Consider the following 2751-nt stretch of genomic DNA (forward strand, 5'->3'; position numbering starts at 1 on the left):
GTGCTGCGCCGGGCCTCGGCGGTGCTGGTGCACACCCCGGCGCAGGCCGAGCTCGCCGCCCGGCTGACCCCGGTCCCCGTAGCCGTCGCCGAGATGGCTCCCCACTTGTGGTCCTCGCCGACCCGGCGCAGGCCGCCCGAGGCCGACGCCGAGGGTGGCGCCACGCCCGCCGGCACGGGTGGCGACGTCCACCGCAGCCTGCTGTTCTTCGGCCTGGTTCGGCCCTATAAGGGGCTCGACGTGCTGCTGGAGGCGCTGGCACGGGGACCGGGGGACGTCCGTCTCACCGTGGCCGGGGAGTTCTGGGGTGGTACGGCGGAGACTCTCGGGCTGGTCGAGCGGCTCGGCCTGAGCGACCGGGTGGACCTGCGGCCCGGTTATGTCGACGCCGCCGACGTGCCCGCGCTGTTCGCGGCCGCGGACGCGCTCGTCCTGCCGTACCGGGCGGGGACGGCGTCGCAGAACGTCGACCTGGCCCGGTTGCACGGCCTGCCGGTGGTCGCGACGACGGTGGGTACGCTTGCCGGCTCCGTCCGCGATGGGGTGGACGGGCTGCTGGTGGCGCCGGACGACGCCGGCGCCCTCGCCGGCGCGCTGCGCCGGCTCTACGAACCGGGCGTGCTGGGCGAGCTGCGGGCCAAGGTCGTCCTTCCGGACGTGCCGGCGGCCTGGGATCGCTACCTGGACGTGACCCTGGCCGCCCTCGCCGACGACCCGGACGCGACCGCGCCGCCCGCGCGGACCGCCTCCAAGTAGTTACTTTCCGTTCAACGATGGTCGCTTGGTGTATATCTGATGGGTCCTGATAGCTGCGCCTCCGAGGCCAGGGGCAGACTGATCGGTCGACGACGGCTGAAGCGAGAGGCGGACTGTTGAGCCCCGTACGTGACGACGCCCTCGCCTTTGTGGGCCATCAGGTCCACGTGATGCGCCGCCGTGAGGTGGGCACTCTGCTGAACTGGGCCGGGGAGCTGACCGGCCGCACCCTGCTGGACGTCGCCGGCGGCGATGGCTACTGGGCCGGCCAGGCCGTCCGCCGCGGCGCCCGCGCGGTCTGCCTCGACCTCGCCCGGCACAAGCTGGAGTTCGGCCAGCGCCTGCGGGGACATCCCGGCCTGGTCGAGGGCGACGCGCTAGCCCTGCCCTTCGCCGACGCCTCGTTCGACGTGGTGATGTCGGTCTGCGCCATCGAGCACTTCGACGACGGCCCGGCGGCCCTGGCGGAGATGGCCAGGGTGCTGCGGCCCGGCGGCGACCTCGTGATGTCCGCGGACGCGCTGACGAAGGCGGCCAACTGGCCGGCCCTGCTCGACCGGCACCGCGAGCGCTACCACGTCAAGCAGACCTACCCGGGCGAACGGCTCGCCGGCCTGCTCGGCGACGCCGGGCTGGACGTCGTCCGGCAGACGTACATGTTCCGCAGCGAGCGGGCGGAGCGGCTCTACCTGACCCTGTCCGCCAAGGGCGGGCGGGCCGGCTGGAACGCGGCCGCGGTGCTCTCCCCGGCGATCGCCCTCGCCGACCGGCGGGCGCCCGACAGCGCGGGCAGCGTGGTGCTCACCCACGCCCGCAGGCGGGCGAGCTGAGGCCGATGGGCGCCTCCCGACCCGACCAGCCGGCCGACGGCCCGCGCCGGACTCCACCGAGCCGCCGGCCACAACCGAGCCGCCAGCCCCCGCCCCGCACCGGCCCACCGCCGCCACCGTCCTCCCGGTTCGCCCAGCGGGCCCTGGCGGTGCTGCTGACGGTGCTGCTTTTCGGGCTGATCGTCTTCGGCGCCGCGGCCGGCGCCGACGCGGTGGGCGCCCAGCGCTGGGAGGGTTACCTCGTCGGCGGCGTGTTCTGCCTGGTGATGGTCCTCGCCGCGGTGCGGTCCAGCCGGCACTGAGCTGGTCCATCCGGTCTGTCGAAACCGACACCTCGGTGTCGGTGCGGCGACACCCCGCACCGACACCGTCCGACCGCGGGGGGAGACTGTGCACGTGCGTGTGGGCTTCCTAGTCGAGCAGCTGCTCGCGCCGGTCCCGGGCGGGACCGGCCGGTACAGCGCGGAGCTCGCAGCTGCGCTCGCCCGCTTGGCCGAGCCGGGTGACTCGGTCGCCGGCTGGTGCGCCGCGCACCGCCGCTTCGAGACCGCGGCCCTGCCCGGTGTGCTCGGCCCGATGCGTCTCGCGCTGGGGCGCCGCCCGCTGGCCGCAGCCTGGTCGCGGGGCGTCGGCCCGGCTCCGACCGGCGTCGACGTCATCCACGCGCCGACCCTGCTGCTCCCACCCGCCGGCGGGACCACCGGCGCGCTGACCCAGGCGGTGATCGAGAGGCTGCGCGGGGGAGCCGGCCGTCCCGACGGCCAGACTGCCGGTGGCCACGCGGGCGGCCCCGTCGCCATGCCGCCCGGCCGATCCTCCCGGCCGCCACTGGCGGCCTGGTTCGGTACGACCGTCACCCCGGCCCTGGCGGGCGCGCTGGACCGGCGCCGACCCCGGCCCAAGCTGGTCGTCACGATCCACGACGCGGTGCCGTGGACGCACCCGGAGACGCTCACCCCGCACGGGGCGCGCTGGCATCGCCAGATGGGCGAGCGCGCGGTCCGCCACGCCGACGCGGTGATCGTTCCGACTCTCGCCGTCGCCGCTGAGGTGGCCCGTCAGCTGCCGATCCCGCCGCATCGACTGCACGCGATCGGGGAGGGCGTGGCGGACGCGGTCGTGCGCGTGCCGCGCGACGCCGACGCCCGCGCCGCCCGGCTGGGCC

At 75.8% G+C, this 2751-nt stretch carries 4 protein-coding genes; all 4 read left to right on the plus strand.

The window, feature by feature from the left end; all coding sequences use genetic code 11:
• On the plus strand, positions 1–756 hold a 756-nt coding region (locus tag MXD58_RS28260), incomplete at its 5' end, for a glycosyltransferase (RefSeq protein ID WP_250611209.1).
• 116 nt (positions 757–872) lie between these two features.
• Positions 873–1586: a class I SAM-dependent methyltransferase gene (locus tag MXD58_RS28265; RefSeq protein ID WP_248838391.1), complete on the plus strand. Its 714-nt coding sequence runs from the start codon at positions 873–875 to the stop codon at positions 1584–1586.
• Positions 1587–1591: 5 nt separating this feature from the next.
• On the plus strand, positions 1592–1888 hold the full coding sequence (locus MXD58_RS28270) for a hypothetical protein (protein WP_248838390.1): 297 nt from the start codon (positions 1592–1594) through the stop codon (positions 1886–1888).
• 94 nt (positions 1889–1982) lie between these two features.
• Positions 1983–2751: glycosyltransferase (locus tag MXD58_RS28275; RefSeq protein WP_250611211.1), on the plus strand; the 769-nt coding region annotated here is incomplete at its 3' end.

This window comes from Frankia sp. AgKG'84/4, from assembly GCF_023242965.2.
Classification (GTDB): Bacteria; Actinomycetota; Actinomycetes; order Frankiales; family Frankiaceae; genus Frankia.

Bases quoted from the DNA above. Each gene is read 5' to 3' on its own strand.
- MXD58_RS28270 (WP_248838390.1), top strand. From the start codon at position 1,592: ATGGGCGCCTCCCGACCCGACCAGCCGGCCGACGGCCCGCGCCGGACT.